General features: G+C 62.5%; 21 protein-coding genes and 3 pseudogenes. 12 read left to right on the plus strand and 12 right to left on the minus strand.

Annotation, left to right across the window (positions count from 1 at the left end; genetic code table 11):
• Positions 1-75: 75 nt before the first annotated feature.
• From LOY42_RS14900 to LOY42_RS14915, 4 genes are all read right to left on the minus strand, one after another.
• Positions 76-2331, minus strand: a complete 2256-nt coding sequence (locus LOY42_RS14900; RefSeq protein WP_258598116.1) for an ATP-dependent DNA helicase — start codon at positions 2329-2331, stop codon at positions 76-78.
• The gene (locus LOY42_RS14905) at positions 2328-3980 is read right to left on the minus strand and encodes a VRR-NUC domain-containing protein (RefSeq protein ID WP_258601218.1); all 1653 of its coding nucleotides are present in this window, start codon (positions 3978-3980) and stop codon (positions 2328-2330) included. Before LOY42_RS14905 ends, LOY42_RS14900 begins: the two co-directional genes overlap by 4 nt.
• A 78-nt stretch (positions 3981-4058) precedes the next feature.
• On the minus strand, positions 4059-5438 hold the full coding sequence (locus LOY42_RS14910) for a hypothetical protein (RefSeq protein ID WP_258598118.1): 1380 nt from the start codon (positions 5436-5438) through the stop codon (positions 4059-4061).
• 208 nt (positions 5439-5646) lie between these two features.
• Positions 5647-6672 carry a zinc-dependent alcohol dehydrogenase family protein gene (locus LOY42_RS14915; RefSeq protein WP_139670793.1) on the minus strand — a complete coding sequence of 342 codons (1026 nt, stop codon included), beginning with the start codon at positions 6670-6672 and terminating at the stop codon, positions 5647-5649.
• Between the two features lie 207 nt (positions 6673-6879).
• On the opposite strand from LOY42_RS14915, the gene LOY42_RS14920 reads away from it, so the two are divergent.
• The 5 genes and pseudogenes from LOY42_RS14920 (at position 6880) to LOY42_RS14940 (ending at position 9664) form a co-directional block, all read left to right on the plus strand.
• The gene (locus tag LOY42_RS14920) at positions 6880-7794 is read left to right on the plus strand and encodes a LysR family transcriptional regulator (protein ID WP_046855927.1); all 915 of its coding nucleotides are present in this window, start codon (positions 6880-6882) and stop codon (positions 7792-7794) included.
• 87 nt (positions 7795-7881) lie between these two features.
• Positions 7882-8199, plus strand: a complete 318-nt coding sequence (locus LOY42_RS14925) for a type II toxin-antitoxin system PrlF family antitoxin (protein WP_139670791.1) — start codon at positions 7882-7884, stop codon at positions 8197-8199.
• Positions 8199-8414, plus strand: a pseudogene (locus LOY42_RS14930) (type II toxin-antitoxin system YhaV family toxin); the annotation flags it as partial. The gene LOY42_RS14925 and the pseudogene LOY42_RS14930, both read left to right, overlap by 1 nt.
• Positions 8415-8567: 153 nt before the next feature.
• Positions 8568-9146: an NAD(P)H-dependent oxidoreductase gene (locus tag LOY42_RS14935; protein WP_258598123.1), complete on the plus strand. Its 579-nt coding sequence runs from the start codon at positions 8568-8570 to the stop codon at positions 9144-9146.
• 134 nt (positions 9147-9280) lie between these two features.
• On the plus strand, positions 9281-9664 hold the full coding sequence (locus tag LOY42_RS14940) for a MerR family transcriptional regulator (RefSeq protein WP_003253954.1): 384 nt from the start codon (positions 9281-9283) through the stop codon (positions 9662-9664).
• 83 nt (positions 9665-9747) lie between these two features.
• Here the strand turns inward: LOY42_RS14940 and LOY42_RS14945 are convergent.
• Positions 9748-10074 (minus strand): annotated as a pseudogene (locus LOY42_RS14945) (MMPL family transporter); the annotation flags it as partial.
• Positions 10075-10099: 25 nt separating this feature from the next.
• Here LOY42_RS14945 and LOY42_RS14950 point away from each other — a divergent pair.
• Entirely contained in the window at positions 10100-10192 is a 93-nt protein-coding gene (locus tag LOY42_RS14950) for a winged helix-turn-helix domain-containing protein (protein WP_305955890.1), read from the plus strand.
• A 6-nt stretch (positions 10193-10198) separates the two neighbouring features.
• On the opposite strand, the pseudogene LOY42_RS14955 reads toward LOY42_RS14950, so the two are convergent.
• Positions 10199-11152: pseudogene (locus tag LOY42_RS14955) on the minus strand (KUP/HAK/KT family potassium transporter); the annotation flags it as partial.
• A gap of 700 nt (positions 11153-11852) precedes the next feature.
• On the opposite strand from LOY42_RS14955, the gene LOY42_RS14965 reads away from it, so the two are divergent.
• The 3 genes from LOY42_RS14965 to LOY42_RS14975 all read left to right on the plus strand — a co-directional run bounded on the left by LOY42_RS14965 (position 11853) and on the right by LOY42_RS14975 (position 13715).
• Positions 11853-12380 carry a DUF3455 domain-containing protein gene (locus LOY42_RS14965; protein ID WP_111532426.1) on the plus strand — a complete coding sequence of 176 codons (528 nt, stop codon included), beginning with the start codon at positions 11853-11855 and terminating at the stop codon, positions 12378-12380.
• A gap of 103 nt (positions 12381-12483) precedes the next feature.
• Positions 12484-13032 (plus strand): sigma-70 family RNA polymerase sigma factor, encoded by a 549-nt coding sequence (locus LOY42_RS14970; protein WP_111532427.1) that lies wholly within the window; start codon positions 12484-12486, stop codon positions 13030-13032.
• Positions 13029-13715: an anti-sigma factor domain-containing protein gene (locus LOY42_RS14975; RefSeq protein WP_139670785.1), complete on the plus strand. Its 687-nt coding sequence runs from the start codon at positions 13029-13031 to the stop codon at positions 13713-13715. The genes LOY42_RS14970 and LOY42_RS14975 overlap by 4 nt, the downstream gene beginning before the upstream one ends.
• Positions 13716-13897: 182 nt before the next feature.
• Here the strand turns inward: LOY42_RS14975 and chrA are convergent, their stop codons facing one another.
• Together chrA and LOY42_RS14985 are read right to left on the minus strand one after the other, a co-directional pair.
• The gene (gene chrA / locus LOY42_RS14980; protein WP_111532429.1) at positions 13898-15268 is read right to left on the minus strand and encodes a chromate efflux transporter; all 1371 of its coding nucleotides are present in this window, start codon (positions 15266-15268) and stop codon (positions 13898-13900) included.
• A gap of 94 nt (positions 15269-15362) precedes the next feature.
• On the minus strand, positions 15363-17441 hold the full coding sequence (locus LOY42_RS14985; protein WP_408981058.1) for a PAS domain-containing protein: 2079 nt from the start codon (positions 17439-17441) through the stop codon (positions 15363-15365).
• A 286-nt stretch (positions 17442-17727) separates the two neighbouring features.
• Between LOY42_RS14985 and LOY42_RS14990 the strand changes: the two genes are divergently transcribed.
• Both LOY42_RS14990 and LOY42_RS14995 read left to right on the plus strand, forming a co-directional pair.
• Positions 17728-18153: a potassium channel family protein gene (locus LOY42_RS14990; protein WP_139671358.1), complete on the plus strand. Its 426-nt coding sequence runs from the start codon at positions 17728-17730 to the stop codon at positions 18151-18153.
• Between the two features lie 199 nt (positions 18154-18352).
• Complete coding sequence (locus LOY42_RS14995; RefSeq protein ID WP_258598127.1) at positions 18353-18922, plus strand: GNAT family N-acetyltransferase; 570 nt, start codon at positions 18353-18355, stop codon at positions 18920-18922.
• A gap of 219 nt (positions 18923-19141) precedes the next feature.
• Here the strand turns inward: LOY42_RS14995 and LOY42_RS15000 are convergent, their stop codons facing one another.
• Genes LOY42_RS15000 through LOY42_RS15010 form a run of 3 tightly spaced genes read right to left on the minus strand, consistent with a single transcriptional unit; the run spans position 19142 to position 22097 of the window.
• Entirely contained in the window at positions 19142-19792 is a 651-nt protein-coding gene (locus tag LOY42_RS15000) for a hypothetical protein (RefSeq protein ID WP_258598129.1), read from the minus strand.
• 20 nt (positions 19793-19812) lie between these two features.
• Complete coding sequence (locus tag LOY42_RS15005) at positions 19813-21180, minus strand: MBL fold metallo-hydrolase RNA specificity domain-containing protein (RefSeq protein ID WP_258598131.1); 1368 nt, start codon at positions 21178-21180, stop codon at positions 19813-19815.
• Positions 21171-22097 carry a universal stress protein gene (locus LOY42_RS15010; RefSeq protein ID WP_139670774.1) on the minus strand — a complete coding sequence of 309 codons (927 nt, stop codon included), beginning with the start codon at positions 22095-22097 and terminating at the stop codon, positions 21171-21173. Before LOY42_RS15010 ends, LOY42_RS15005 begins: the two co-directional genes overlap by 10 nt.
• Positions 22098-22278: 181 nt before the next feature.
• On the opposite strand from LOY42_RS15010, the gene LOY42_RS15015 reads away from it, so the two are divergent.
• Positions 22279-22827 (plus strand): GNAT family N-acetyltransferase, encoded by a 549-nt coding sequence (locus LOY42_RS15015; protein WP_258598136.1) that lies wholly within the window; start codon positions 22279-22281, stop codon positions 22825-22827.
• Between the two features lie 28 nt (positions 22828-22855).
• Here LOY42_RS15015 and LOY42_RS15020 read toward each other — a convergent pair whose 3' ends face one another.
• A complete protein-coding gene (locus LOY42_RS15020; RefSeq protein WP_139670771.1) occupies positions 22856-23782 on the minus strand; it encodes a universal stress protein in 927 nt (308 codons plus the stop codon).
• Positions 23783-23860 lie beyond the last annotated feature (78 nt).

Consider the following 23860-nt stretch of genomic DNA (forward strand, 5'->3'; position numbering starts at 1 on the left):
AACCTCGAAATCAACGGATGTTGGTGTTGGAACGCGCAGTGTACTGGGAGTTTCAGCGCCAGGCGATGGCCGCGTTCACGCCAGTTGCCACCAGCCGGGGAACATCTGCCGAACCCGTGGTTCGGCAAAGCGCTCGTCGATCAGCACCAGTACACCCCGGTCGTGGTCGCCGCGGATCACCCGGCCTGCGGCCTGGATCACCTTGCGCACCCCAGGATAGAGATACGCATAGTCGAAACCGGCGCCGAACTGGCGGCCCAGGCGCTGCTTGAACTGTTCGTTGACCGGATTGACCTGGGGCAGTCCGAGGGTGGCGACGAAAGCGCCGATCAAGCGGCTGCCCGGCAGGTCGACACCCTCGCCGAAGGCGCCACCGAGCACGGCGAAACCCACCCCCTGACCGTGCTCCACGAAGCGCGCCAGGAAGGCCTCGCGGCTGGCCTCGTCCATGCCGGGAGACTGGCGCCAGATGGGTAGCGCTGGGTAGCGTTCGGCCAGCAGTCGCGCCACCTGTTCGAGGTACTCGAAGCTGCTGAAGAAGGCCAGGTAGTTGCCCGGCTGGCCAGCAAACTGAGCGGCGATCAGCTCGACGATCGGCGCCAGTGAGGCATGGCGCTGCTGGTAGCGGGTAGACACCTCGCTGACGATGCGCACCTGCAACTGCTCGGCGCGAAACGGCGCGGCGACTTCCAGCCATGCAGTGTCGGCCGGCATGCCCAGCAGGTCGGTGTAGAAGTGCCGGGGATTCAGGGTCGCGGAAAACAGTGTGACGCTGCGCGCCGCGCTCATGCGGGGGCCCAGCAGCCGGGCAGGCACCACGTTGCGCAGGCACAACGTGGCCAGGCGCCGTCCACGGGGGCCGTTGCGCGGACTGATATCGAACAGGAAGTGCTCATCGAACAGCTCGGCGATACGGCTGAACTGCAAGGCCTGGAAGTAGAACTCCAGCACCTTGGGCTCGACCTCGGCAGGCGCCTGGTTCATGCGCTCCTGGATCAGCCCGATGCACTGCTGCAGGGCGCGCAGGAAGGCGTCGGGCAGCTGTTCGCTCGCCTGGTAGGGCGCGACCTGCCCCTTGTACAACGCGTTCCATTGCCGATTCAGTCGGTCCAGGGCGCTGCCCAGACCGGCCGGCTTGGCCTGGCGCAGTGCCAGCAACTGGCCCTGGTCGAGGCTGGCGCTGTACATCTGCCGTCCGCGCTCGACCAGGTTGTGCGCCTCGTCCACCAGCACCGCCGTGCGCCACTGATTGGCCTGGGCCAGGCCGAACAGCAATGCATGGGCGTCGAAGTAGTAGTTGTAGTCGGCCACCAGCAGGTCGACCCAGCGCGCCATCTCCTGCCCCAGGTAATAGGGGCAGACCTGATGTGCCAAGGCCACCTCGCGCAGGCTGGCGCGGTCGAGCAACGGCACCTGCGCGGCCGCTTCACGGGCAGCGGGCAAGCGGTCGTAGAAGCCCCGCGCCAAGGGACAGGACTCGCCATGGCAGGCGTTTTGCGGAAACTCGCAGGCCTTGTCGCGGGCGATCAGCTCCAGGCTGCGCAGGGCCGGTTGCGGCGACGCCTGGGTAATCTGGCGCAATGCATCGAGGGCCAGGGCCCGCCCTGGGGTCTTGGCCGTGAGGAAGTAAAGCTTGTCCAACTGCTGAGGCACCACGGCCTTGAGCAGCGGAAACAGGGTGCCGAGGGTCTTGCCGATGCCGGTGCTGGCCTGAGCCATCAGGCAACGGCCGGTGCTCACCGCCTTGTACAGGGTCTCGGCCAGTTGCCGCTGGCCTTGACGCAACGCAGGGAAAGGAAAGGTCAGGGCCAGCAGACCCCGGTCGCGTTCGGCCAGGCGTCGTTCCTGCGCCTGCGCCCAGGCCAGGAAGCGCTGGCACTGAGCTTCGAAAAAACGCCTGAGGTCGTCGGCGCCGCAATGCTCGCTGATCACGGTCTGGCCGTCGCTGTCGACGTCCAGGTACACCAGCGCCACGTCGATCGCCGGCAACTGCCGCGCCTGGCACAGCAGCCAGGCGTAGACCTTGGCCTGGGCCCAGTGCAGTTGGCGGTGATTGTCGGGCTGGCGGGCGAGGTCGCCGCGATGGGTCTTGATCTCTTCCAGCCGGTTGCGTGCCGGGTCGTAGCCATCGGCACGGCCGCGCACCCTCAGGCCTTGGTATTCGCCCTCCAGCGCCACCTCCGACTCATAGCCGGCGCCGCGCTTGGCCACCACCCGGCGGTGCCCGGCGATACCTTCCTGGGCACTGGGCGACGGCGTGAAACGCAGGTCGAGATCGCCGACCTTGGCGCTGAATTCGCACAGGGCGCGCACGGCCACGGTGTAGCTCATGCCGGCGTAGCCTGCCAGCGCACATGGCAGACCGCCACCGGCAACCCGTGGGCGTGGCAGAACTCGAGCCAGCGCAGCTGGTTGTCCTGCAGGCGGTCGCCCGGCCCCTTGACCTCGACCATGCGATAGCCGCCCTGCCCCGGCCAGAACTGGATAAGGTCGGGCATGCCGGCGCGGTTGGCGCGGATGTCCTGCAGCAAACGCAGGAAGCAGGCTTTCAAATGCTCGGGCGGCAGGTGCTCGAGTGCCTGTTCGAGCAGTGGCTCATCGAGCATCTGCCAGAACACAAACGGCGACTGCAGGCCTTGCTTGGCCGCATGGCAGGCCCGAATGGCCTCACGGTGACTGCCATCGTCGAGCCGGCCCAGGCAGGTTGCGAACAGCTCGGCGCGGCGCAGTTGGAAGTCCGTGTCATGCAGGTCCTGGGGCCCGGCCTGGAATGGGTTGAAGAAAGCACCTGGTACCGGTGCGAAGATCGCCTCCCAGCACAGCAGGCCGAACAGGCTGTTGAACAGGGTGTTCTCGACGTAGTGGACAGCCCCGCCCTGCTGCTCCAGATACAGACGCACCGCCTCCTCCACCCCCAGTGCCGCCATCACGGCCGGCAGTTCCAGCTCGATGAGCGTGACCGCGCTCGTGCGCCGACGCGGTTGTGGCGGGCCGCCGAGCTTGCGCGCCAACCGTAGCAGCATGCGCTCCAGCGCCTGGCATTCCAACGCGTTGGCAGGCGCCTGGGCCATGGCCTGGGCCAATGCGAGTGCCGGCTGCCACTGCTCGCTGCGCTCGTATACCCGGACCTGGCGGATGCGCGCCTCGGGGTGGGCGCAGTCGGCATAGACCTGCAACGCCAGGTCCCAGTCGCCAGCACGCTCGCATTGCTGGCCGATGCTGAACAGCAGCCGCGCCCGACGACGGACCAACCAGGGGTTGCTGTGGTCAAGGCCCGCGAGTGCCGCGAGCAGTTCGGCGGGCGCGGCGCCCTGCTCGAGGCGCTCGGCGCACTGGTGCAAGGCCATGGCCAGGTCGACCTCGCTACGCTGGCGCAAGGCCCGCGAGTCGGCGCTGAACGCCACCTGTTCGTAACGGAACACGCCCAGATCGGCCAGCACGAAATCGGACCAGCTCTGGTACAGGTTGCCAAAGAACAACAGCCGCAGCCGGTCGCATAATGGCTGCCGGCTCCAGTGCAGGATCAGCGTCGGGAAATCGGGGCACCACTGTGCCAGGGGCCTGGGCGCCAGCTCGAGTGCCTGCAACTGTTCCAGCAATTCGGCCTTGCTGGCCCTAGGCCGGGGAATTTTCCCGGCGAAAAGCCCGGCCAGCTCATCCTTGCGCAGCAAAGCCCACAATTGCTCGACGGCCAACGGTGCGTCGGCTGTTACCCAGCCCAAAGCCAACAGCGGCACCAGGGCCGCGTCGGCATCGCCGATCTCGGCGTAGTCGAGCTTGTCCCTGCGAAACCACTCGCCCTTGCGCATGACCATCCGTACCAGCAGCGCCTGCGCTGACACAGGCAACTCGCTGAACACCTGGATGAAACGGTGCTCATCGCGGTCCAGCAGGTCGGCGTAGCGTTGCCCGACCCAGCTCAGGACCTGACGGAAGTTATACAGGTAGTACAAGGGATCATCGACAGAATGGGCGATCACGGTGCAGGTCGGGCGCAGGGGAACAAGCACTGGTTATACATACAGACCGCCTGCTGGGCAAGTGCGCTGGATCAACGGTCACGCGCTGCTCCACGAACCGGTCGGCAGCGGCCGCAGCCACAGGTCGCGCCGCCCCAGCAACTGATACAGGCGCCGCGCCTGGCTGCCGAGCGTGCCGGCGTACAGCGCCCGCAACTGCGCGAGCTGCAGGCCGCTGGTGTCCACCAGCCACTGGCTGACAGGCTCCGGACAAGGCTGGCCCTGCAGGGCACGGTGCAGGTATGGCAACGCCACGCGCATACCGGGGTGGCAGCGCAGCACGAAGGCTTCGAGGTTGTGCCCCTGTGCGTCGAAGGGGGTGAACAGCTGGCAGACCAATTGCGCTTCATTGACGCCATAGGCCGCAAGCAGTCGCGCCTGAGCCTCGTCGCGCAAGGCCCGCCCCTGCGGCCAGGCCACCGCCGGCTGGCGCAAACGCTGATAGAACGCCTGCGCGCCCTCGCGGTAGGTACGCTGCTCGAGGTACTGCGCCTTGAGGCCATGCAGGTGGGCCAGCGGCAAGGGGTCGAACAACCCTGCCGGCCCCTGGGCATGCCAGGCCTGCGCCTCCTCCCGCCCGAGCATGCGGTCAAGGTGCCCGCCGTCATCGGGATGGCGCAGCAGATCCTCCACCGTCATCAGGTGGGTATCGCCCCAGGGCTGATCGTGCATGGGCGCTGTCGGCGACTGCCAAGGGTCGGACAGCATCTGGTGCAGCTGTTCGACACCGGCGGCCAGGACGCTGTGGGGTGTCACGGTGTGCGCGACCTCCCCGCTATGGCGCAGGCAACGCCGCCCCCAGGCCAGCAGGCGGTGGCGCTGGGCAAGCGGCGCGGCGCTGACCAGGAGCTGCTCGCCGTCTTGTCCACCCAGCACCTGCCCAAGGCTGGCCCCCACATCCAGATACCCCCTGGCGCCGAGCAAAGCCCCGGGCTGCCCGCCGGCGAGGTGCCCGAACAGCAGCCAGGCGTTACCCGCGGCGGCCAATTGTTCGGCCGAACAGGCCTGTCGGGCACCAAATGGGCCAAGCTGCCCGCCATCGGCGCGCAACAGCTCCACCCGTGGATCATCGTGCAGGAACAGTGCGCTGAAGCAACGGTCGTGAAGGGCCAGGGCGGTGTCGTCGAGGGTGGGCAGGCGGGCCGCCAGCACCCGCAGGCGGAAAGTGGCGGCGTGGCGAATGGCGATACTCAGTTGCGCGGCGCGCAGGCAGGCCAGCAGATGCGCGCTGCGCCGGTCCACGCCGTGCAGGGCCAGTACCCGCAGGTTGCCGATGTATTCCTGGCCGCCAGCGATGACCAGCAGGCGCTGGATCAGCAACTGCACCGAGGCGCGCTGGGCCTGGCTCATGTGCTCCAGCAGGCGCTGCAGGACTTGCTGGTAGATATAGTGCATGGCTTGGTCGTGGGTCTCGGTCATGCTATCGCTCCATCTCCCTGACGGCTTCGAATTGAAGTCCGATTCTGGCAGATGAATAGCTGACCGGGCTTGAAGGAAACTTCCCAAAACCGGGTAAGAAAATTAGCAATGTTTGGCAGTGAGGCCACGAACCAAGGCCCGCCCCTACAGGGCGGGCGTCATGCAACGGCGGTAGAAGCGGGCTTGCCCGGCGCTGGCGTCGGCAGCGTCAGCCCTGCCCGCCCATGTCCAGCACCACCCGTCCACCGCAAGGGCAGGCGTCCATATGCCGGTGCGCCTCGACCACCTGCTCGAACGGGTACACCTTGATGATCTGCGGTGTCAGCAACTGGTCGGCGGTGAACTGGTTGATGTCGCGCAAGGCCCGTTGCAACGCCACCTGGTCCTGGGCGATGCCCAGCTCCGGCTTGCCGGTGAAGTTGCCGATGCAGTGCACATGGAACTGGATGTTCTTCTGGAACGCCGCGCAGGCCGGGAACGGCGTCTGGTTGCCGCCCTGCAGGCCATACAGCACCAGGCTGCCGCGCGGTGCCAGGACATCGCCGAGCAGCGACATCTGCGGGCCGCCCATGCCGTCGAGGACCATGTCCACGCCACGGCCATCGGTGTACTTGCCGATCTGCATCAGCAGGTCCTGCTCCTCGGTGACGATCACCTTGTCCGCGCCCAGGCCCAGCAGGTACTCACGCTGCTCGGGTTCCTTGGTGGCGGCGAACACCTTCAACCCCAGGGCCTTGCCCAGTTGCACGAAAGCCGGCCCGGCGCAGTGGCTGGCGTCGGTGACCAGCGCGGTCTGCCCGGCCTTGGCCCGGGCCAGGTCGACATAGGCGAAGTAGGCGATCAGCAGCGGGGTGTAGTGCACGCTGGCCTCGATCGGGGTCAGCACGTCCGGATAACGGGTGATGGCGCTGCGCGGCAGCACGATCACGTCACCGTAGACCGGGTGGTCGTTGGGGCTGGTGGCCGGGAAGCTGGCGACCCGGTCGCCCACCGCGATATCGTCCACTCCCTCGCCGACCGCGGTGACCACGCCGGCCATCTCATGGCCGATACCCGCCGGCAGCCGCGCCTGGGACGGCGCCAGGTTCTGCCGCCAGAGCACGTCGTACCAGCTGATGCCGATCGCCTCGACGCGGATCTGCACCTCGCCGGTGGCCGGTGACGGTTCGGCCTGCTCCTCGCAACGGAGCACATCGGCCTGGCCGAACTTGTGGAAACGGATCATGCGGGACATCGCATACCTCGCCTTTGTGAATCTCGTATTACCACGGACTTTATCCGGGCTTTCACGGTTGGACCATCAGTGGCTGTTAATAGTCGACATGCCTGTCATTGATTGGGCCCCTGACAAATCTGTGCATTGGCACCCGGAAATCGGTGCAGGGTACCAGCCTTTGGCCTTAAGATTCACCCCTGCCCCACTTCAGGCGAGCCGCATCGAATGAATCGTAACGACTTGCGTCGCGTAGACCTCAACCTGCTGATCGTGTTCGAGACGCTGATGCACGAACGCAGCGTGACCCGCGCCGCCGAGAAACTGTTCCTCGGCCAGCCGGCGATCAGCGCCGCGCTGTCGCGCCTGCGCAACCTGTTCGACGACCCGCTGTTCGTGCGCACAGGCCGCAGCATGGAGCCATCGGCGCGCGCCCACGAGATCTTCGCCCTGCTGTCGCCGGCGCTGGACTCGATCTCCACCGCCGTCAGCCGCGCCGCCGAGTTCGACCCGGCCACCAGTAACGCCGTGTTCCGCATCGGCCTGTCGGACGATGCCGAGTTCGCCCTGCTGCCCCAGTTGCTCAAGCGCATCCGCGCCGAAGCGCCCGGCATCGTGCTGGTGGTGCGCCGGGTCAACTACCTGCTGATGCCCACCCTGCTGGCCTCCGGCGAAATCTCGGTGGGCGTGAGCTACACCAGCGACCTGCCGGCCAACGCCAAGCGCAAGGTACTGCGCCGCAGCATGCCCAAGCTGCTGCGCGCCGACAGCATGCCCGGCAACATCACCCTGGACGACTTCTGCGCCCGGCCCCACGCGCTGGTGTCGTTCGCCGGCGACCTGTCCGGGTTCATCGACGAGGCGCTGGAGGAGATCGGCCGCAAGCGCCATGTGGTGCTGGCCGTGCCGCAGTTCAACGGCTTGGGGAGCTTGCTGGCGGGGACGGATATCGTTGCCACCGTGCCGGATTACACCGCCGATGCGCTCACGGCAGCGGGCGGCCTGCGGGCCGAGGATCTGCCGCTGGAAGTGCGCAGCTTCGAGCTGCACATGGCCTGGCGCGGGGCGCAGGACAATGATCCGGCAGAGCGGTGGTTGAGGTCGCGGATACAGATGTTCTTCGGGGATCCGGATAGCCTCTAGGGATCTTGGAGCAATCAACCACCAACCGAAATTGACCATGTAAGGATATTTCCTTGCTATTTGATCAATTCATCCGGGAGAACGCTCATGCCTGCCATCCACGAAATCGCCACGTTGACCTCGAAGGGGCAGGTCACAGTGCCCAAGTCCGTTCGACAGCTTCTGGGCCTCGACACTGGCGGCAAGATTGCATTCGACGTGCGCGGGGGTGAAATCGTGGTCAGCCGCGTAGAAACCACCCACGAAGACCCTGCCATTGGTGCGTTCCTGGGTTTGCTGGCGGCTAATATCCGAGGCGGCCGCAACCTCACCACTCTGCCGGAAGACTTGGCGCAAACCATGCTCGCCAACGCAAAGCACTCCGTGAACCTGGACGAAGATATCGATGGTGAGGTCGCGATCTGATGCTGCGACATGGCTGGACACTGTTGTTCCATGAAGGTGTGACTTTGCAACTACGCAAATTGCAAGAAGCAGCTGCCCGGGCCGAGCAGAACGACCCGCAAGGTTTTGAAGGCAACGCCAACGTGAAGCTGTTTCGGGCATTGAGTCATCTGATCATGGAGGCTGTACCAGCCGACCCAGGCCGGGATGAGTTCCGCCAAGGCAGCACGCTGGGCATGCGGAGACATGGTTGACACTTTTCGGCAAGCAATCTGCCGGGTTACACCCAAGCGCTGCAGGACTGTTTGTCTCTACCAGTAGCCGGTAAGGCTTGACTCTACCGTTAAGGGCAGACTTTACCCTTGGCACTCCATTATCTGGAGTTTGTCATGAAGAGCAAACGCATGCTCGTGATCCTCGGCCACCCTTCAAACGACAGCTTTTGCGGCGCCGTGACCGAACGTTACGTCGAGGCCGCCACGCAAGCAGGCCATCAGGTCCGTCTGCTGCGTCTGGGCGCCCTGGATTTCGATCCGGTCTTGCACGCTGGCTATAACCAGATCCAGTTGCTCGAGCCCGATCTGCTCAACGCACAAAACGACATTAGCTGGGCCGAACACCTGACATTGGTGTACCCGATCTGGTGGGGCGGCATTCCGGCGTTGCTCAAGGGGTTCTTCGACCGCGTGTTTCTGCCCGGTTTTGCCTTCAAGTACCGCAAGGGCTCGCCCTTCCCGGACAAGCTGCTCAAGGGCCGCACGGCTCACCTTTTGGTGACCATGGACACGCCGCCGTGGTACTACCGCTGGGTGTATCGCATGCCGGGCCTGCAGCAAATGCGCAAGACCACCCTGGCGTTCTGCGGCATAAAACCCCTGAAAACCCTGACCTTCGGTCCGGTATTGGGCTCCACGCCGGAACAGCGTGAAGCCTGGCTCAAACAAGTCCAGGCGATCGCCAGCCGCTGATCGGCCGAGTCTCCCTGCTGTGACACCATGTCCAACCCGGCTTCCTGCCCCCCGGCGCTTATGCAAAGATGTCGCGCGCTTGTACGAGCGCGCGACATCCTCTCGCTTCTGATGCGTCAAAAAAAGGGATTTTCATGTACATCGGCAAAGCCGCCCAGCTGTCGGGCACCACCGTCAAAAGCATTCGACATTACGAAGAAATCGGCCTGTTGCCCCCCCCGCAACGCGAAGGCAAGTACCGCATCTACAGCCAGCAAAGCGTAGAGCTGCTGACCTTCATCAAATGCGCTCAGCAACTCGGCTTCAAGCTCAAGGAAATGCAGGCCATTCTGCAGGATCATCGCGGCCAGGAGCTGCCCTGGGATCTGGCCATGCAGGCCATCGATAACAAAAAGCAGGAATTGATGGGGCAGATCCAGGCCTTGCAGCAAGTGCATGACGGCTTGGTTGAGTTTGAGCTGAGCCTCAAAGATGCTCAGATGCAATGCCAGTTCGAACACCTGGAAAAGGCCCGCTGAATCCGCTCCGCCGCCCCTGAACGGCCATGGCGCCCCGTGCCGTTTTCAGCACGCAGGCGCCCCGGCGATTTAGCCTGGCACAGCCCCCCCGGCTGCTCGCCCTCTTGCACTGCTGGCTGCGACACAATCGAGGCAAATAACCACGGCGAAATCAGCGTGACCAACAAAATGGTCATGAAGCCGCTGGATGACAGCGCCCGTATCACCAATACACCCAGGTCAATGACGGGTTTGTAGGCGGAGAACAGCAGCGCGACAAAGCCAATCGAGAAGTTCACGACGTTGACCACCGTCGAGCGCCCGACGCCCTGCATGGCCGCCAGGATGGCCTCGTCGATCTCGATGCCCTTCTGCACCAGCATCTTGATCCGTGACAGCAGGTGAACGGCGTAATCCACGACGCCCACCACCGACACGCCCTACCTGCGGGTATTCATGGGCGGGCTGCGCAAGAAGATCGAAGCCGACCCATCCCAGCCTCGCCACCTGGTGACGGAAACCGGCGTGGGTTACCGGTTCATGCCCTAATCCGCCTTACATTTCGACCTGGGTGCCCAGTTCGATTACCCGGTTCAGCGGCAGCTTGAAATACTTGAGATTGCTGTTGGCATTCTTGAGCAGGAAAGCGAACAGATGCTCGCGCCACTTGGCCATGCCGATCCGTTTGGTCGGTACCACGGTTTCCCGGCTGAGGAAATAAGTGGTGCGCATGGGGCTGAAGTCCAGTTCGGCGGTGCTGCTCTTGCTGAGCGCGAGAGGCACGTCTGGCTCTTCCATGAAGCCAAAATGCAGGCTGACCCTGAAGAAACCCTGGCCGAAAGCCTCCACCTCGAAGCGCTTGTCGGCGCTGATCCGTGGCGAGTCCTCCGAGACGACCGTCAGCAACACCACCTGCTCGTGCAACACCTGGTTGTGCAGCAAGGCATGGGGGACTGCATCAGTGCGCGCAGTCAAGAACACCGCCGTCCCTTGCACGCGATGGGGCGGCTGCGCCTGCACGCTGCCGATGAACAACGGCAGCGGCAATGCAGTTTCATCCAGCCGCTCGACGACAATGCTGCGCCCACGCTTCCAGGTGGTCATCAGCACGAACAGCGCCAGGCCGGCGATCACCGGGAAGGCACCGCCTTGCAAAATTTTCGGGGCGTTGGCGGCAAAGTACAGGCCGTCCACCAGCAAGAAGCCTAACAACAAAGGAATCGCCAACCAGCGCGGTGTCTTCCACAGAAGCAAGACCACCGCCGAGGCCAACAGCGTGGTGATCAGCATGGTGCCAGTCACCGCCACGCCGTACGCGGCGGCCAGCGCACTGGACGACTCGAAGCCGATCACAAGCAGCACCACGCCCGCCATCAGCGCCCAGTTGACCATGCCGATGTAGATCTGCCCTTGCTCTTCGCTGGAGGTGTGCTGGATGAACATGCGCGGTACATAGCCGAGCTGAATGGCCTGGCGGGTCAGCGAGAAGGCACCGGAAATGACCGCACCAGTATCAACGCATGCCACGACCCGCTGCATAAAGAAAGCGTAAAAAGTGAGACGCCATGGCTTATTTCCCCCGCAACATGTTCAAATGCTTTTCGGCGACCCCAACCGCTTGTGAAAAGCTTCTACTTATATGAAAAAATACTAATCGATTCATAGAGATGCTGAGTACATCAGTCCAAAACCGCCCATCGTATTCCGCTCATTTCCAGCACGTCAGCGGATATATGAGGGGGGCTTGTCTCTCTGAAAAAAGTCGAGCAAACCTGCAGCCAAATATTGGCGTACGCGATCGGCCGCTACCCCGACATCGGCTTGAAAGATGCACGCGAACTGGCCCGTGCCGCGCATCGCGATATTCCAATCACATCGCCCCGCTGAAAGCTAAACGGAAGAAAATTGCCGCACAGTTGCTCGATGAAGAGCGCACCTTCCGTGACGTATCCGAACAGTGACTGGTGAGTAAATCCATCGCGGGCGTTCGCGGTGTCTTGAGTAGCATCACGATGCGCTGGCTAGGTGTTCAGTCCCCGGGGAGTCATGGTGCGTTGGTGAAAATGCGCAGGAAAGGCGTCGACCTATTGGCAGGTTGTGGGCTAAACCCATTTTTCCCATTTAAGTGCATCCAGTTTGCTCGTTGGCGGGTATTGCTAGTGGGCGGCCTGTGACTGCCCAGCCCAATCACCTGTCAGGAGCCATACCCATGAGCCTCAAATCCTCCGCCTGCCTGCTCGCCTGCAGCCTCGCCCTGACGCTGCAACCCGCATACGCCCAATCCGCGCTGCCTGATGCGGTCAAGGTCCCCGATGGCCATCGCGTATTGCTCGAGACCGTAGGCGTCGGCGAGATCACCTACGAGTGCCGCGACAAGGCCAACACCCCCGGCCAGACCGAATGGACCTTCGTCGGCCCCAAGGCCGTGCTCAATGACCGTGCAGGCAAACAGGTGGGCGACTACTTCGGCCCACCCGCCACCTGGCAGGCCAAGGACGGATCGAAAGTCACCGGCACCCAGCTGGCGGTGGCACCTGCCGACAAGGGCGCCATACCCTATCAACTGGTCAAGGCCAACCCGGCCGAAGGCAAAGGCGCCATGCAGGGAGTCAGCTATATCCAGCGCCTGGCCACCCGCGGCGGCGTGGCGCCGGCAAGCGACTGCACGGCGCAAAACAAAGGTGCCAAGCAGATCGTCCAGTACCAGGCTGACTATGTGTTCTGGACAGCCAAGTGAAGGACGCTTGAGCAGACACGTTGCAACCGTTCATCTACGCTCGTTGGCAAGCCCCCGGCTGATTGGCCGGGGTAACTTGCATACAACAAGGAAACCGCACACGTTGAACTCGCCTGTCACCGACTTCGATTTCGATCGTTGCCTGAAGGCCTGTGCACAGGGCGACCGCCGAGCCCTGCAGGCGCTCTATGATCACGAAGGTGCACGCCTGTTGGGTGTTGCCCGGCGCATTGCCCGTGATGACGCCACCGCAGAAGATATCGTCCACGATGCCTTCATCCGCATCTGGACCCGCGCTGCCAGCTTCGATCCGACGCGCGGCTCAGCTCGGGGCTGGATCTACAGCATCACCCGCCACCTGGCGCTGAATACGATCCGCGATACTCGCCGTGAAGCCGTGCTGGATGACGCCCACCTCGACATTTCAACTGCATTACACGGGGAGCTCGATGACATTGACCTCTGGTCAGGCTCGGCGAAAATCTACCGTTGCCTCGAACAATTGCAGCCCGCCCCCCAGCGTTGCATCCTGCACGCCTATGTGGACGGTTGCAGCCACGCCGAAATCGCCGGGCTACTGGGTGCGCCATTGGGCACCGTCAAAGCCTGGATCAAGCGCAGCCTGAAGGCCCTGCGGGAGTGCCTGGAATGAACCCGGATACTGCCGAAGCACTGGACACCCTCGCCGGCGAGTTTGTATTGGGGGTCTTGTCACCGGAGCAACACGCCGCAGTGACCGAGCGCCTGGGCACCGACCCGTACTTGCGCGCCGCGGTGGATGCCTGGGAGGCACGCCTGCTGGAGCTGACCGCGCTGGCTGCTGCGCGGCCACCAAGCGCCCGCCTGTGGGGCCGAATCCAGCGCAGCCTGAGTGAATTGGCCACCCCCTCAGTCAAGTGGTGGCAACGGCTCGGCCTGTGGCAAGCACTGAGTACTGCGGGGCTGGCAGCAAGCGTGTTGCTGACGTTCATGCTGCTGACGACACCCCCGCCCACCACTCAATTCGTGGTAGTGCTCGTGGCACCGAGCAGCCAGGCACCTGGCTGGGTGGTACAGACCAGCGACAGCCGTATGATCGAGCTGATCCCGCTTGGCAAGGATGCAGTCCCCGAAGGCATGGCCCTGCAGTTCTGGACCAAGGGCGAGCAGTGGCGCGCACCGGTTTCGCTGGGCCTGGTCAAACCCGGTGAGCCCTATCGTGTTCCGCTGCAGAGCCTGCCGCCACTGGAGGCCAATCAGTTGTTCGAGCTGACATTGGAGAAGTCCGGCGGTTCGCCCACCGGGCTGCCGACGGGGCCGGTGAAGTTCATTGGCCGTGCGGTAAAAGTGATATGACCCACAAGTCTGCAAATACTGGCCGCCTGAGTCGTTAGAGGCTATCAACAATACTCCGCTTTCGCCCCCCCAAGCAGGTAGTGACGAGAGGTAATCTGAGCGCTGCTTTTTACAGCGCCAGGCTAAGGATTGACAAGGGCTCGCCGGTCACTGGGAAACCCTTTTCGGCACAACCTCTGGTCTCATATACCCATCATGTGCACTGCGATGCCGGCCAGTGCGCAGGTGAACAGCACCTCAATCACACCTCGCTTGAAGCGAAACAAAGCAATCGCAGCTAGAGCCGTGATCACTGCGGACGGCCAGTCGAACGCCCCATTGAAGCCCATAGGCCAGAGCACGTGGTAGCCGAAGAACATAACGAGGTTCAGGATCAAGCCAACTACAGCGGCGGTGATGCCTGTAAGCGGGGCGGTGAATTTAATCTCGTTGTGAGTCGACTCCACTACCGGGCCTCCAGCAAGGATGAAGATGAACGACGACAGGAAGGTGAACCAAGTGACAAGACTCGCTGCGACTGCGCCAGCAAGGAATGGATGTTCGGCACCGAACATCGGATGGACGTAGCCACCGACAAAGCCGACGAAGGCAACCACCATGATCAATGGCCCTGGTGTGGTTTCCCCTAACGCGAGGCCATCGATCATCTGGGTGGGTGACAGCCACCCATAGTGCCCGACAGCCCCTTGGTAGACATAAGGCAGCACCGCGTAGGCGCCACCAAAGGTCATCAGAGCGGCCTTGGTGAAAAACCAGCCCATTTGCGTCAGGGTGCCATCCCAGCCAAACCACAGCACCAGCAGCCCCATGGGTATTGCCCATAGTCCGGCACCGGTGAGCAGCAGGCGTACCAGGTGCCTCGAGCTGAAACGGGCATGCTCAGGGGGTGGGGTGTCGTCATCGATCACAGCCGGACCATAGCTGTTCGTCGCGCCCCCATGACCGCCACCGATCACGAATTTGCCTGGGGCGAGGCGACCGCCTATATAGCCAATGATGGCGGCCACCAGCACGATAAGGGGGAACGGCGCGTTGAGGGCGAAGATGGCCACGAACGAGGCTGCGGACATAGCCCACAGCCAGCCATTCTTCAGTACGCGCGATCCAATTCGGTGGGCTGCGTGGATCACAATGGCCGTGACTGCCGGTTTGATGCCATAGAAGATCCCCGCGACTACCGGCACCTCGCCAAACACGACGTAGACCCAGGACAAACCGATCAGAATGAACAGCGAAGGCAGCACGAACAATGCGCCGGCAATCACCCCACCCCAGGTGCGGTGCATGAGCCAACCGATGTAGGTGGCAAGCTGCTGAGCCTCAGGGCCAGGCAACAACATGCAGTAGTTCAGCGCGTGCAAAAACCGCTTCTCGCTGATCCAGCGGCGACGCTCGACCAGTTCCTGGTGCATGATCGAGATCTGTCCGGCGGGTCCGCCAAAGCTGATGAAGCCCAGCTTGAGCCAAAACAGAAAAGCTTCATAAATGCCTATCGGCTGCTGAGTCGCTTGCGATGGGGGCTGTCTACTCACAGCGGGGGTGGTATCAACCATTGTTTTTTTCCTCACGCGCAGGCGCTGCCAGCATTACATCGAAAATGCCTTCTGCGACCATTGCCAGTAGTCGTCGCCATAGCCGAACCGTCAATCATGGCTCTTGCGCAATCGAGAGAGCCTCCTGCAGCACTACGTGGAGGCTCGCCCTGAACGCATCCAGACTGAATGGTTTGATAATCACAGCCATTGCCGGTCCTGGTGGGTAGTCTTCAAGAATCTGCGGTTCAACGTACCCCGTCATGAACAGAACAGGTAATCCGGGCCTGCTTAGACGGGCCTTTTCGGCCATCTCCCGGCCATCGAACCCACCCGGCAAGCCGATATCGGTGACGAGCAGATCCACACGCGTGTCCGAGCACAGCACCTGGAAACCTGCCTGGGAATCGGCAGCTTCCACGACAACATAGCCAAGGCTGCCAAGGACTTCACTGACGAACATTCGAACGGACGGTTCATCATCGACGACCAGAACCGTTTCCCCCGCACAGACCTGCGGCACCGCACTTGTGACTGCAGTGGGCGGTGGCGCCTGGGTCGGCTCGGCACAATTGGGTAGCTGCAAGTAGACCTTCGTACCTTTGCCCAACGCCGATTCAATTTTCATCTGCCCACGGGATTGCTTGGCAAACCCATAGATCATCGAAAGCCCAAGGCCGGTGCCTGCGCCTGTTGGCTTGGTGGTGAAAAACGGCTCACATGCCTTGGCCAGGGTTTCCTCGCTCATTCCGATGCCATCGTCCACCACACGGATGCTCAGGTAAGTTCCAGGCTGTAAATCCGGATCCAGTCCGGCCCCTTCCTCAAGGGTCACGCTCGACGTCTCGATAGCGATGGTTCCGCCTTCCGGTAAGGCATCCCTTGCATTGACGCACAAGTTCAACAAAACGTTTTCCATCTGGCCAGGGTCGATCAAGCACGTAGAGCTCGTTGCAGAGAGATCTACTTGCAAACGTATCAATGGGCCGACGGTACGACGGATCAGTTCTTCCATGCCAGCGATCAGCTCGTTCACATTGGTGACTTGAGGCAACAACGTCTGGCGGCGTGAAAAGGCAAGCAAACGGTGTGTGAGTGCCGTGGCCCGCTGGGCAGCGCCATAGGCCACCGAGAGATATCGTTCAAGATCGGCCGTGCGGCCTTTGCTCAAGCGAACCTTGATCAGGTCCAAACTGCCAACGATACCTGCAAGCAAGTTGTTGAAATCATGGGCGATTCCTCCCGTCAATTGCCCCACCACTTCCATCTTCTGCAAGTGGCGAAGGGCCGCCTGCGCAGCCTCCCGTTCGGCAATGGCCTCGCCAACCCTCGCCTCCAGGTTCTGGTTCAGTTCCAACAATGCTGCCTCGGCGTTCTTCCTTGCCGTTACATCAATAGATGAGCCAATCAGCCCAATCACCTCGCCTGCAGCGTTGAACATCGGTGCCTTGACGGATAGCCAGATCGTTTCCGAGCCATCCGGCATGTCCACTCGCTCCTCGATCTGCTCCGCCATGGCGCCGCGCATTATGCGTTGGTCCGTCTCCATCACCTTGAGGGCCTGCGCTTTGTCCTCGAGTATTTCCAAGTCGGTCTTGCCTAGATAAAACTCCGGCGGCTTACCGATCAACCGCGTGGCACCATCGTTTGCTATCAAGAGCCTGCCATCGCGGTCTTTGGCGTACACCACTCCAGGAACAGCCGCGGTGAACGCGCGAAGCAACGCCGATGCGCGATCGCGTTCAGCTTCCGCCGCCTTGCGCGATTCAATATCGATCAGCACTCCCGGGAATCTGACCGCTACGCCATTATCATCGTGCTGGGCACGGCCATTGGCCTCGATCCACCGGTAGCCTCCATCAGTCTGCTTGACGCGGTATTCACACCGGAACGCGCCCCCGCGAACCATGGCGTCTTCAATGGCCTCATCCAGACGTACATGATCCTCTGGATGGATCGAAGTGAGTGCCTCTTCAATGGGGATACCGCGCGCGCAACATGCCGGTGAAAGGTCGAAGGTACGGGCAAAGCGCTCGTCAGCCGTCACACAGTTCCTTGAAATGTCCCAGACCCACGTGCCCACGATAGCCCCTGCTTCCAGTGCCAGCTGAAGACGTTCGCACGCATCCGCCGGCAGCATTTGAGGCTCATCGCCACTTTCTCGCTCGATTGTGTGAGTGCCTTTCGTGTCCATTACACACCTTCTTTCGTTGTGCTTCGTTCTGGACTGATACCTGCTTTGATAGTTGCTGGTAAATGGCCACCCACCCCTTCAGACCTCTGGCAACCAAAGGCGTTCCAGCAAGGCGGCCTTTTGACATCAATACTGCACTACTCATGGTTCCCAACAGACTTGAAGGTACCTGGGATCACACGATTGCCAGCCATTTGCTGCAAGCGCGAAGTCGTCGAGCGTGCAGCCTGGTCGGTGCCGGGCGTGAGCTAGCATTGACCGTGCAGCCCCGTCCCGAGTAACGATGATGCTCACTGTCACGCTGATCAACATGCTGATCGTTATCCTGGTGGTGGTCATCCACTACGAATGCCTGCTGCGCCTGAATGACTGGTTACCACGCCTGAGGCTGTGGAGCCGGTTCCGTATCGTCGCGGGGGTGTTCGGCGCGTTGCTGGCCCATGCCGTGGAAGTCTGGTGCTTCGCCCTGGCTTATTACCTGATGGCCCATGCCGAGGGCTGGGGGACGCTCAGCGGACATTTCGACGGGAGCCTTCTGGACTGCGTGTATTTTTCCTTCACCACCTACACCACCATAGGCTTCGGCGACATCGTCCCCACCGGTCACCTCAAATACCTCACCGGCCTGCAGGCGCTGACGGGCCTGGTGCTGATCACCTGGACTGCTTCATTCCTGTTTCTGGAGATGCAGAAGTACTGGAAAGCCAAATGAAGGTCGAGTAGCCAGGTGTTCAGAAAGCGCAAAAGGCCAGAAGAAGCTCAGAGACCCTCGGTGCGCAGATCTTCCTCCCGCCGGCGTTGATGAAGGCTTGATCGGGGGCTCTTGCACGCCTTTGACAACTGTCAAGTCAGTTTCAGGTCGATCGCCCACACTGGTGTTTCCTGGTTCAATCACTGCCGAGGATATTGCCATGCCCCCCGCCGAGACTTCACGCCAACCCTCCAATCCCGAGTTTCCAACACCCCCTGGCGAGCACTGGATCGAAGCCTTGGACAACGGCAGCCATGTGCTGATCCGACCGTTGCAAGCCAAGGACCGGCAACGCGAAAAGGCCTTCATCGAGCGCTTGTCGCCTGAGTCGCGGCATTTTCGCTTCCTCTGCCAGGTCAAGGAACCCGGTGAAGCCATGCTCGACCAGTTGATGATGGTCGACCAGAACCGGCAGGCAGCCTATGTCGCCCTCGCCCATGTGGACGGAGAACTGCAGGAAGTAGGCATTTCGCGCTACGCCGCCTGTGCCGGCAAGGATGAATGCGAGTGCGCGGTGACGGTACTCGACAGCTGGCAACATCATGGGCTGGGCCAATTGTTGCTCAGGCACCTGATCGATCACGCCAAGGCCAAGGGATTCCGGCAGATGTACTCGATCGACTCGGCAGCCAATCAGCCCATGCGCGACCTGGCCAAGGCGGCAGGCTTCACCACAACCTCCGACCCGGATGACCTGAGCCAGGTTATTCATCTGCTCATCCTGAGTTGATCCCTGGCCGCCGCGCAGGCCTATGGTTTGTACGAAAAGTAGCCGAGCGACGATCAGGCAAGGCAAAAACAGGCGAGGACGCGGAGTTTACGGGTTGTAAATGAGCATTCCGAGCCTGTTTTCAACGCAGCATGATTGTCGCGCAGGCACTTTTCGTACAAAGCCTAAGGCGCGGCGGCCTACCTGCGCAGGCATGCCCATGATGGCAACCGCCTGGGTTCAAGGCCTGGTTGCACTGCCTTCCTCGGGCACCAGGTCGAACTGCGCGAGGCAGCGCTGCTCATCAGCAGGGGTCAGCGCCCGCAGGCCGCTCACTTTCTGCAGCGGTGTCTCGAACAACGCCAGGCGGATCACCCCATTGCGCTCCAGAAAGGTTTGCGCCAGGCAGGTGCATACGGGCTTGCCGACCAGCGCCGCAAGCTGCTCATCTTCGGGCACCTGCACCTGTGCCTGTGCCTGCAGGTTGGCCGAGCAGTTTTCTACAATCTGCGCCACAGAGCGCCCGGCCAGCCATGCGGTGGCAGCGCCCAGCACCGCCAGGAGCAACAGCATGCCCATCAGCACATTCGACTCCCGGCAGATCGAGCGCAGCAATGCCAGCCTGGCCTGCCAGCCCGACTCCTGGCCGTTGAAAATGGTTTTGCCGACCGTGCGTTTCACTCCGTGCTGCACGGCCCAGCCCAGCGCCACACTCCATGCCAGCAGGCTCAGGAGCACGACCGGATCACGCATGGGCATGCGCCAGCTGGGGCTCAAGGCGTGGTAGACAGATGCCGCGACGAGTAACGCGACAATGGCCACGATCCAGCCCAGGCTGCCCCTGGGCCGGTGCATCCAGGCCCGTAGTTTCGCTCGTGCTTGCGTGTTCATGACTACCTCCCGCGCCGGGTTCAGCGCACAGGGTCGATGGCAATGGTTTCCTGATATTCCGGCACGCACACCTGCCAACCGAGCTCCAGGCTGATTCGCCGTCGCAAGGTGTCAGCGGCATGTGGCTCGCCATGGATCACATAGGTCTGCCGCGGTGGCCGGGTGAAACCGCGCAACCACTCCATGATCTCGTCGGCGTCGGCATGGGCCGAAAGGTTTTCCATGGCGTGCACCTGCGCCCGAATGGGCACGTCTTCGCCCTGCAGGCGTACGCTGCGGGCGCCAGCGACGATGTCGGCGCCGCGCGTGCCTCCCGCCTGGAAACCCGAGAACAGGATGCTGTTGCGCGGATTGGGGGCTAGCGCCTTCAGGTGGTGCAGCACCCGGCCGCCGGTAGCCATGCCACTGGCGGCAATGATCACCGCCGGCTCGCGCAGCTGGTCGAGGTGGCGGGACTCATCGACCGTGCGGATGATCCGCGTGCCCTTGCACATCGCGGCGCACTCCGCCGCCGTTAGCCGATGTTCGTTGCGAAACTGCTGATACAGGGCGGTGGCATCGGTGGCCATCGGGCTGTTGAGGTACACCGGGATATCCGGGATCAGCCGGTCACGCTTGAGCTTGTACAGGTAATACATCAGCAGTTGGGCGCGCCCGACAGCGAAAGACGGCACCAGGACAATGCCATGGCGCAGGAGTGTCTGGTTGATCACCTGGGCCAGGTACTGCTCGGTCGATTCTGTCGGGTGCTGGCGATCACCGTAGGTGGACTCCATCAGCAGCACATCCGCCGTCCGGATCAGCTCCGGCGCCCGCATGATCGGGTCTTGCGGCCTGCCCAAGTCACCCGAGAAGACCAAGGTCTGCCCCTGGGCACTGAGCTGCACCGTTGCCGCACCCAGGATATGGCCTGCCGTGCGCAACAGCAGGTCCATGCCCTCGGTGATCGGCATTGCCTGGTGCAGCTCCACCGGGCGCAACAGTGCCAGCGCCCGCTTTGCATCCTGTTCTGTATAGAGCGGCCGCGCCGGCGTGTGTCTGGAATAGCCGTGGCGATTGGCATGTTCGGCCTGCTCTTCCTGCAGCCGCGCGCTGTCGAGCAACAGCACTTCAGCCAGGGCGCAGGTTGCCGGGGTGGCATAGATCGGCCCGCTATAGCCCTCCCTGGCCAGCACCGGCAGGTAGCCACTATGGTCGAGATGGGCATGGGTCAGCACGACCGCATCAAGCGCCCCCAGTGCCGGTGGCAAGGGCTCCCAGTTGCGCAGACGCAATTGCTTGTAGCCCTGGAACAGTCCGCAGTCGACCAGCACTCGCGTGCTGTTGTAGGTCAACAGGAATTTGCTGCCGGTCACTGTCCCGGTGCCGCCGAGAAAGGTCAGTTGCATGGCCAAGGCTCCTGGGTTTCGAACACATGGGGATGAACCGCCAGCACGCTGCACGGTGGGTGATCAACGATACGTTCAGTGGTATCGCCCAGCAGCTTGTCCAGCCCTTTGGGCTGCACCACACCCATCACCACGGCGTCGACCTCCAGGGCCGCGACCTGTTCGCGGATCACCTGCACCGGTCCGCCCTCCATGAAGTGCCGACAGTCCGGCGCCACCCCTTCGGCCTCAGCCAAGGCATTGAAGGATTCCTGCAGTGCTTCGCGCATCTCTTCGATCCACGCTTGGGTGAGGTTGATATCCGCCGCGAACACTCCGGCCATGTTGTAGGCAGACAGCAGGTGCAACTGGGCATCGCACTGCAGTGCCAAGGCCTGGGCAACACGAATGAGTCCACGATTGAACTGTTCCTGTACGGCTGGCGTCTCGCTGAAGCGGGTGTCCACGGCTACGAGAACACGCCGGGGCAATGAGGCGGCCGCCATCGGCACGAACAGGGTGAGCCCCTTGAAGCCGCGCATCAGCGCACAGTCCAACGGGGTGCCGAACAGCCGCGCCATGGCCGACGCGGCTTCACTGTCCTTGATGACCATGTCCGGTTGCAGTTCGCGAATATAGTCAAGGGCTTCGCTGCGGATATCCTCGGCGGAGAGGCTATCGACCGTCAGTGCCACGCCACTGCTGCGGTGCCGCTCGACCAGCGTTCGCAACTGCTCGCGATAGTGATCGTACTGGCGCTTGATATCGGCCTCATTCAGCCGCTCTTCGCGCAGCAGGTGCGCCTCGCTTGGCACGAACACCCCCAGCACGTGCACGCGGGCTCCGCTGGCATGCGCCAGCGCCAGCCCCCTACGCAGCGCGGCTGAATGCGGATCGACGTCGATAATCAGCACCAGCAACTGTCGATATTGACTCATGGTGGACCTCCGGACTTGCGCCGCTGGGGTGCGATGAAAGGGATTTTCCTGGGGTGGTCGCACTGGCGCTTGATGCAGATCAGAAACGCGTGATCCGGTCCGAACTTGACGATTGTCAGAACCGCGGCGGCCGTCCACGTTACAACGGCTTCAGGTATCTATCCGGGTGATGGGAGGCAACATGAATACGCAGCAGACCGAACAGCCGGGCGCCTGCGAGCACTGGGTCGAAAAGCTTGATGACGGCACGCCCGTGCTGATCCGGCCGCTGCGCGAGGAAGATCACGACCGCGACCGGCACTTCCTCAGGTCGATCACCTCCGAGGCCCGGCGTTTCCGCTTCATCGCCGGGATCAGCAGCGGCCTGCCCAGCCTGGACCCGCAAAGGATGCCCGTCGACTACCACCAGCGCATGGCCTATGTCGCGCTGGCTCACGTCGACGGCTGCTTGCAGCAGATTGGCGTCAGCCGCTACGCCGGAATATCGGGTAGCCCGTGCTGCGAGTGTGCCGTGGCGGTGCGGGAGGACTGGCAGCGTAGAGGTCTGGGCAAGCGCCTGTTGCTGCACCTGATCGAAGCGGCGCGGCGCAATGGCTATGAGTGGATGATGTCCAGGGACCTGGCGAACAACTACGCCATGCACCGCCTGACCAAGGCGCAGGGGTTCACCTCACGCTACCTGGGCGGCGATGTCAGCGAGATCCTTCACGAACTTGACCTGCGGGCCTGAAAACCAAGGCCCTTGCGGGCCTTGTACCTTACCCCTGGGCATGTTCGGGGGAAATCACCAGCACACTGCTGGACAAGCGATGCAGTACCCGCTCCGCGGTACTGCCGATGAACCATCCAATGCCGTGGTGGTGATAACTGCCCATCACCAGCACATCGATATCATTGTTATCCATGAACACGGCCAGAACCTTGGCTGGATCGCCTATGCGCATGTGCCGGTGCTCGACAGCGATGCCATTGCGCTCGGCAAGGGCCTGGAAGGCATCGCTCTGGGCTTCGTGAAGCGTCTGGGCGAGGTTGGAATCGAACAGAAACGAATGCTCCCGGCTGCCGCCGGCGTCCAGGTACATCGAACCCAGGTCATAGGCATACAGCAATTCGATCTGCCCGTTGCACTGCAGGGCCAGTTTCAACGCCTCGCTGATGATCTGGTTGTTGAAGCCTTCGAACTGATCCTCGGGCCTGGACAGGTCCACAGCCGCGAGGATCCGGCGCGGCAGCGCATGGCTGGCCTTGTGCACCAGATGCAGCGGGATGCGGGTTTCGCGCAGCAGCTGGATATCCAGGGAGGTGAACATGGCACGCGCCCACCAGGGTTCATGCTCGAACGCCTTGATCAACATGGCGAACGGCTGTTCGCGCAGGTGCACCAGGATCTCGCTCAAGGGATGCTGCACCCACACCACCTCGGTGGTGACCGTGACACCATTGCGCCGCATCGACTGCGCCTGGCTTTCCAGCCATTCCCGGTGTTGCCGCACGTAGCCTTCGCGCATCACCGCCAGTGCCTGGTCATTCACCAGGCCCGCCGTGGCAAGCCCTTCCACATAATCGAAAGCCACGATGTGCAACGCCATGCCCTTGGCCTTGGCCAGTGCTGCGGCGCGGTCGTAGACGGGGGTTCGGCGCATCAGGGGCGATGCGATCAACAGCAGTCTTTGCAGGGTTTCCATGGCACACCTCGGCGGTTGCGATACGTAACCCAAGCATCGTTTAGCCGTGCTTTGCAGACTTGACGTTTGTCAACTGAC

It is taken from the genome of Pseudomonas sp. B21-023 (assembly GCF_024749165.1).
GTDB lineage: Bacteria > Pseudomonadota > Gammaproteobacteria > Pseudomonadales > Pseudomonadaceae > Aquipseudomonas.